Annotated in this window: 2 protein-coding genes and 1 pseudogene; 2 read left to right on the forward strand and 1 reads right to left on the reverse strand. The window is 69.8% G+C overall.

Going from position 1 to position 7,581, the window contains the following annotated elements:
• Positions 1–394: pseudogene (locus VIP82_RS03725) on the forward strand (MFS transporter); the annotation flags it as partial.
• A 164-nt stretch (positions 395–558) separates the two neighbouring features.
• Positions 559–3,477, forward strand: a complete 2,919-nt coding sequence (locus tag VIP82_RS03730) for a cell wall-binding repeat-containing protein (RefSeq protein WP_331905944.1) — start codon at positions 559–561, stop codon at positions 3,475–3,477.
• An 81-nt stretch (positions 3,478–3,558) separates the two neighbouring features.
• On the opposite strand, the gene VIP82_RS03735 is transcribed toward VIP82_RS03730, so the two are convergent.
• Positions 3,559–7,248, reverse strand: coding sequence for a discoidin domain-containing protein (locus VIP82_RS03735; protein ID WP_331905945.1), 3,690 nt, complete (start codon positions 7,246–7,248; stop codon positions 3,559–3,561).
• Positions 7,249–7,581 lie beyond the last annotated feature (333 nt).

The following is a 7,581-nucleotide window of genomic DNA, read 5'->3' on the forward strand; positions in this document are numbered from 1 at the left end:
GGTCGTCGCCTGGCTCGTGCTCGCGAGCGCGCAGCTGGCGCCGGGCGTGGCCTCGGCGATGTTCGTCATGACCTACGGCATCTTCGCGGTGGGCGAGACGATCTACAGCCCCGTGCTGAACCCGCTCATCGCCTCGCTCGCGCGGAAGGGAATGGTCGGCAGCACGCTCGGCGCGATGTCGGCGCTGCAGACCGCGTTCACGGCGGCCGGCCCGCTCGTCGCCGGCGTGCTGCTCGGCGCCGGACTCGGCGACGTGTTCCTCGGCATCCACTTGGCGCTCAGCGTGCTCGCCGTCGCCGCCGCCTGGCGCCTGAAGCGGGTGATCGAGGCGATGCCGGTACGGCACGAGCCGCCGACGCGGCCGATCTCGGTCGTCGATCCCGTCGACGCATAGGAGTCGTCGCGGGCGGCGCGGAGCGGAGCGAATCGACCGTGTGCCCCCCTCGAACGGGGGGCACGCGGGCACGCGACGAATCGCGATGTTCGCCCCTAGGCTGCAAGGGCCCGAACAGACAGGAACCCTCCACGTTGCTCCCGAACACCCTTCAGCGGCGCCCGATGTCGCTGGTCGCCCTGCTCGTCGCCCTCCTGACCGCCCTCTCCATCTGGCAGCCCACAGTGGCCGTCGCCTCCGAACCGGTCGTACCGCATCTCGTGTCGCTCGATCTCATTTCGAGTGACGTGGTCGAGCACGGCGACGAGATCGTGATCGGCTGGGAGTTCGACGCTCCCGTCGACATGGTGAGCGTGATGTTGCGCGATTCGATGGGCGGCTCGCAGAACCTGTACGGAAACGCGGGTGCGGTCACGTCGGGTGAGGTTCGGGGCACAATCGACACGGCGACGTGGCCCGGTGGGACGGTCACGTTCAACGGCTTCAGCTACTCCTGGATGTCGGGGGATCAGTACCAGACCGTCAGCCTGGACGCGAACGGCGCGGTCATCTGGAAGACCGACGGCCTTCCGGCGGTGCCACCCGCCGGTGACGCGATCCACGTCGCGGCCTTCGACGTGGACTCCGATGTCGACCTGTCGATCCCGCCGGCGCTGCTGAGCGCGGAACGGCAGTCGGCGGAGGTGCTCACCGATGGTGGGGAGGTCGTGATCCCCTGGGAATTCGACCGGCCCGTGGACTCGGTCACGCTCCGACTCCGTGATGGGCTCGGCAGGGCGCACGCCGCGGAGTGGTCCGCATGGGGGAACGGGGCGGGCCCCTCGACGACGGGAGTTGCGCGGGTGCTCGTCGAAACGCCGGAATGGGCCGCCGGCACGGTCGTGTTCTCCGAGCTCATGTACACCTGGGGTGGCGGGAAGTCGATGACCCTCAGCGCCCAGGGCGCGGTCATCTACAAGAACCCGAGCGGGCTGGCGGACGCGACCCTGCCCGCGGGCGGGCTCGGGCACCTCGCGTTCGACGTCGATTCCGACTTCGATCCTTCGGTGACGCCCGCGCTGACCTCGCTCGAGCGCACGTCGGCCGATGTGGTCGGCGACGGTGACGACGTGGTGCTTCGGTGGTCGTTCGATGCTCCCGTCGACTCGCTGACGGTGACCCTGCGCGACGCGTTGGGAGGGCTGCATCCCCAGTACTCGGGAATGTGGGGGGCGTCGACGTCCGGCGAGATCCGCATGGCGGTCGACACCGCTGTCTGGCCGCGCGGCCCGGTGGTCCTCGAGAGCATCAACTACGCGTGGGGCCTCGGCGAGCACTACAAGTCGGTTCAGATGGGTGCCGACGGTGCGGTGATCTGGTCCTCCGGTGACGTCGGCGAGATCCCCTCGGCTGCGGAGGCCATCGATGTTGCCGAGTTCGAGGTGGACTCCGAACTCGACCTGTCGATTCCGCCCCTGCTCTCCAGTGCATCGCGAACCTCGGCCGGCGTGCTCGCCGACGGTGACGAACTCGCGGTCGCTTGGTCGTTCGATCGTCCGGTCGATCAGGTCCGCGTGCGTTTCCGTGACGCCATGGGTTCGCCCAGATACGCATCCTGGTGGGGCGGAATGACTCCGACCACCGACGGCGTCGCGCGTGCAACGATCGACACCACGGAATGGGCCGGCGGTGCGGTGGTCTTCGACGGCATCGAGTACCGCTGGGGAGCCGCCTCGATGATCCTGGATGCCAGCGGCGCCGTCGAGTACAAGTCGCCGAGCGGGGTCGAGGATGCCACCCTTCCGGTCGCCGACCTCGCCGGCCTGGCGTTCGACATCGAATCCGACATCGACCTGGCTGCAGTGCCGGCGCTGTCGTCGGTGACTCGGGTTTCGGGCCCCGCCCTCGGCGAGGGCGAACTGTTGCAGATCGGGTGGGAGTTCGACGCTCCGGTCGATTGGGTGGCATTCACCTACTTCGATGGCCTCGGTCGTCACCAGTCGCTCCACTGGTCGGGTGCGCCGACGACGGCAGGGGTGGCGTCGCTACCGCTGGACACGTCGTCCTGGGCACCCGGCACCGCCGAGCTCCTGCAGGTCCGCTATTCGGGGGCTGGTGACGGCTCGATCGTGCTGTCGCGAGATGGCACGATGTCGTCGAAGCTGCCCGCGGGCATCGACGACGCGGTCCCGTTCCCCGGGGGCTTCGCCGGTCTCGACTTCCAGGTCGAGTCCGACGTGGTGTTCCAGACGGTCGCCATCCCGGAGCCGGTGTTCGTCGACGCCACGTGCGACGCGCCTGCGCACCTGAAGCTCGATGACTTCCCCCACGGAAGGTGGTCGTGGTCGCCGAACGACGGCCGCTCGGGCGATGGCGCGGACTCCCATGACGGTGAGCCGTGGTCGCCTCGACCCGGGATTCCGTACACGGTCGAGGCCTACTTCGACGATGGATGGGGGACGACGGGGCAGTCCCGCTGGACGCACCTGTTCGTCGCGCCGGAATCGTGCGGACCGTTGCTGGAGCTGACTGCAGCTCCGAAGCCGATCATCGACGGTGTCCCAGCGGTCGGATCCGAGCTGACCGTCGTCCCGGGAACGTGGGCGCCGGAACCCGTCGAGCTGTCGATCCAGTGGATGAGGGATGGCGTGCCGATCGTCGGCGCGACCACGGGCGTCTACGCCCTGACGGTGGATGATGCCGACGCATCGATCACCGTGGAGGTGACCGGGTCCAAGGCCGGCTACGAGACCGCGGTCAGGTCGAGCGACCCGGTCGACGTGCAGCCGCCCGTCCCGAGCCCGGTGGAGCGTCTGTCGGGTCCTGATCGGTTCGCGACGTCGGCGGTGATCTCGGCGGAGAGTTATGAGCCGGGTGTCGATGTGGTGTTCGTCGCGAACGGGTTGAACTTCCCGGATGCGTTGGCCGGTGCTCCGGTGGCTGGTGCTGAGGGTGGTCCGTTGCTGTTGGTTGCGGACTCGATGATCCCGGCGGTCGTTGCGGCGGAGTTGGATCGTCTGGATCCGAAGCGGATCGTGGTGCTGGGTGGGGCCGGTGTGGTGCACGAGTCGGTGGTGCAGGCACTGGAGGCCTACATCGACTAGTCCGGTCGACGAATGAATCGAGCGCCGCGGGTCGTGATCGACTCGCGGCGCTCGTGCAGCAGTTCGCTCGAGCCGACCGGACTAGTCGGTCCCCGGAACGAGCACGCGAAGCGCGATCAGACCCGGGTCGCCCTCGGTCCACTCGGTGGTCAGCGCCACGTACCGGGCCGTCGCCTCGACGCTCACCGAACCGCGCGTCGCGCCGGCCTTGATCGAACCGACATCGCGGAACGTGATGCCGTCGTCGCTCACCGACACGGTCGCCGCCGGGGCGCCCTCGTCGTTCCACAGCGTCGAGACGGTGCCGATCGACTGCGCCGAACCGAGGTCGGTGACCATGCGGCCGTTCGCCCCAGGGGTCCACGCGGTGCGGGTGTCGTTGTCGACGGCGCGCTGCGGCGAGTCCATGCCCTCGGGCAGCACGGACGCCGGGAACGTGAGCGTGCTCAGCGCCAGGTCGGGCACCGGGAACGGCGTCGCGCCCGGGAACGACGCGGCGGCCGCGACCTTCGGCTTCACCACGGGCAGCGTCCGCGTCTCGCCGGTCTCGACGTTCGTCACGTCGAGCGTCCGCGTGGCGGCTGCGTTGGCACGGGCATCCCCGCCGTCCGGCCTCGCGACGCGCAGCGTGCGGCCGTCGAGCACCGACACCGAGACGCCGGCCGCCTGCGCGGCCGCGGTCGGAACCGTGGCGCGCGGAGCCAGCACGACGGCGTCGCCCGCGGGCACCGTGACGGTGAGGTGCGAGGAATCCCGTCCGAGCACCTGATCGCCGGCGTACAGCGCCACGGTGTCGCCCACGTAGGGAACCGTGACATCGGTCGTGACGTCGGCGCCCGTGAGGTTGAAGGCGGTGAGGTAGCCGTCGAGCGAGCTCACGAGCAGTCCATCGGCGCTCGGCTGCGGCGCGGCATCCTGCGCGGCGGTCGCTGCGGCGTCGCCCGGCACCATCTCGACGAGCATCGGACGGTCTCCGCCGCCGAGGCGGACGGTGTTGATCCCCTCCTCCTCGCTCGACACGGTGATCGGGGCCTGCCCGCCGCGCACGACGTAGCCGGCTGTGCCCTCGACGTTGAGCCACGACCCCTCGGTCGTGGTGACCTGGTCCCCGGTGTAGCGGAAGCTCGCGGCATCCTGCCAGGTCTCACCGTCGGCCGACACCTGAATGCGGTACTCGCGACCTGCCGACGCCTCCCAGCCCAGCTGCACCTGCGCGATCGCGGTGGGCGCGCCGAGGTCGACCTGGATCCACGAGTCGGCCCGGGTGCGGTCGGCACGCGACACCGCCCAGCGCGAGGCGGGGTCGCTGTCGGTCACGCTCGACGGGGCGCGACCCGCGTCCGAGCTCGATGCCGTCGCAGGCTTGCCAGCCGCGGCGTCGACGCCGTTCGCCGTCAGTGCGCGCATCGTATAGAGCGAGTAACCGTACGCGGGGTCGCCCTGCACACCCTGCATCCGCACGAACCTCGCTTCGACCGGAGCCGGAGCGGTCGCTCCTGCCGGCGTCAGGTCGACCGTGTCGAGGCGTGCGACGTTGGCGTCGGCACTGCCGGTGTAGGCGGTCTGCGTGGTCCAGGTCTGGCCGTCTGGCGAGGTCTGCACGAGATAGCGCTCACCGGCGCTCGCCTCCCAGGCCAGGCGCACCGAACCGACGGTCTTCTCCGCGCCCAGGTCGACCTGGATCCACGAGTCCGCACGCGTGCGCTCGGCGACGGCGACGGCCCAGCGAGTGGTGGGATCGGCGTCGGTGACCGTCGTGGCCCGACGGGCCGGGTCCTCGCTCGACGCGGTCGCGGGGCGTCCGGCGGCCAGGTCCGTCGTGGCCTCGTCACCCGTGCCATAGGCGTGCACCGAGTACAGCGAGTAGCCGTACCGGGCGTTGCCCTGCTGGCCCTGGATCCGCACGAAACGAGCCGGCACCGGGACGAACGACAGGTCGTCGATGCGGGCGGCGTTCGCGTCGGCCGGGTTCGGCGGCGTCACGACGGGAAGGGTGTCGGTGGCCGACCCCTCGGCCGTGTAGTACGTGCGCGACCCGTCGAGGCCGTTGTAGCCGCCGAGGTCGAGGTTGCGCACCGAGACGGTGCCGTCCTGCCAGCCGGCGCCGCTCGAGGCGTACAGCGCCGCGCCGCTCGGCAGCGTCACCTGGCCTGCGTAGCCGTCGCCGATGCGGAAGACGGATGCCGTGCCCTCGAAGCCGTCGCGCGGCCCGGTGTAGGTGCTCGTGTGCCGGTCGGCGACCGTCGCTGAGGAGTTCGGGTACAGGTAGGGCGTCGCGCCCGACAGTGCGAACAGCCACGAGTCATGGCCCGGAACCCATGGGAACTTCAAGAAGCCCTTCTTGCTGGATGCCGCAGCCCACGCGTTCGCGGACTGCTGCACCGAGAGACCGGGGCCGGCGCCGAAGTCGCGCACGCCGGCGAGGTGGGCGAAGAACTCGTCCTGCGGTGTGGCCTGAACAACGCCCTCCGCCGATTCGGCGGCCTCGACGTGCAGCAGATACGAGATCGCGATCTCGGCGCGCGCCTCGGGCTCGTACTTGGGCTCTCCCGAGAACTTGGCGAGCCGGTCGACCGGCGCGTACGCCTGGTAGGCCTCGAGCGAGGCGGCCATGTTCGCCTCGGCGCGCACGGCGTCGGGGTCGCGCAGCACCTGACCGAGGAACGCCATCGGGATCACGTCGCGGCCGTAGAGGTATTCGCGGTCGTTGACCATCGGCATGAACGGCTCACCCTGGTTCGACATCACCATCTTGATCGACTGCCAGAGCTCGGCCGAGTTCGGCTGGTGCTTCAGGTACTCGGGAATCGGCTGATCGTTCAGGATGAACTGGATCGCGTTCCGCCCGCCCGAGCGCCAGATGTCGGACTGGTAGTGCGGGCCGAACGACCCGTGGTTCTCGACGAGGTAGGTGTCGTAGATCGTCTGCATCGTGTTCGTCGACACGGGCTTCCCGGCGACGACGGCCGGGTTGTTGAGGTCCGCGGTGGGCTGGCCGGCGGCGTTGCGCGCCCAGTCGCCGAGCTGCTCGCTCCAGCGCGAGGCATCCGCATGGTCGGGTGCCCAGGCGAGACCCGGTGCGAGCGCCTGCGTGTACACACCCGCCTCCTCCTGCGCCGTGTCGCCCTCGTGCTTGCCGGAGGGCCAGTCGGCCGTCCACGAGCCGGACAGCGGGTCGTTGCCGTACTGGAGGTCGGATGTGTAGGCCGACTGCCCGACGGCGATCGTCTCGAGGTTCTGCTGCGTCGTGGCGTCGAGCTGATCCCACAGCACGCGTCCCGCGTCGAGGAAGTAGGACTGGAACGTGGAGTCCCAGAACATCTTCTTGCCCCAGGTGCCGTTCGGGTCGACGAAGCGGTTCTTGGCGGCGTAGTAGCGGATCGTGTCGATCGTGCGCTGAGTGAGCTGGTCCTTCGAGATGCCGGTGATCTCGGCGTCGTATTCGCCGTGCGTGACGATCACGGCGTTGCCGAGCACGACCGCGAAGTTGAAGTCCTTGGACTGGTACGCGTTGATCGCCGGATCCCAGACCGCGTTCACCCAGCGCGTGTGGCGCAACAGGGCGGCGTAGTAGTCGGCCGCGATCTCATCGGGGGCGCCGAAGGCGGTCGTCACGACGGGAGCGGCGGATGCCTGGGCTGTCGGTGCGAGGGCAGCGGGTGCGAGGGCGGCGAGCGGTGCGGCGAGGGCCGCCGCCAGGGCGAGGGCGACGGTGCGGCGCCGTCGGGGCGTCGTCGCGTGGTGAGCAGAGGTGGGGCCGGAGCGGGCCATGGTGTCTCCTGGATTCAGCGACCTTCGGGGCGCCACGTGTGATCGACAGGAGTCATGTCGGGAGAAGCTTGATATGACAACGCTGTCAGAATGGTTGCGGGCAGGCTAACCCGGAGGCAGGCGAGGTGTCAAGAGCGTTTCGGCGGGGACCGGTCGGCGCATGACCAGAGCGCCGCGCGTCGACGTTCGACTCGCGGCGCTCTGGTCGAGGAACCTCGGCGCTACTCCCCGAGGAGCACGAGTTCCGCGAGGGGCTTGCGCAGGCGCGGGGCACTCTCGCGCTCGCGGAGCACGTCGGGCAGCGCGTCGACGTCGCCGAGCACGCCGATCGTC

This window comes from Microbacterium sp., assembly GCF_036566905.1.
Lineage (GTDB): Bacteria > Actinomycetota > Actinomycetes > Actinomycetales > Microbacteriaceae > Microbacterium.

What these genes read in the sequence shown, in the direction of transcription:
- VIP82_RS03730 (WP_331905944.1), top strand. Translation starts at nt 559, where the DNA reads ATGTCGCTGGTCGCCCTGCTCGTCGCCCTCCTGACCGCCCTCTCCATC.
- VIP82_RS03735 (WP_331905945.1), bottom strand. Translation starts at nt 7,248, where the DNA reads ATGGCCCGCTCCGGCCCCACCTCTGCTCACCACGCGACGACGCCCCGA.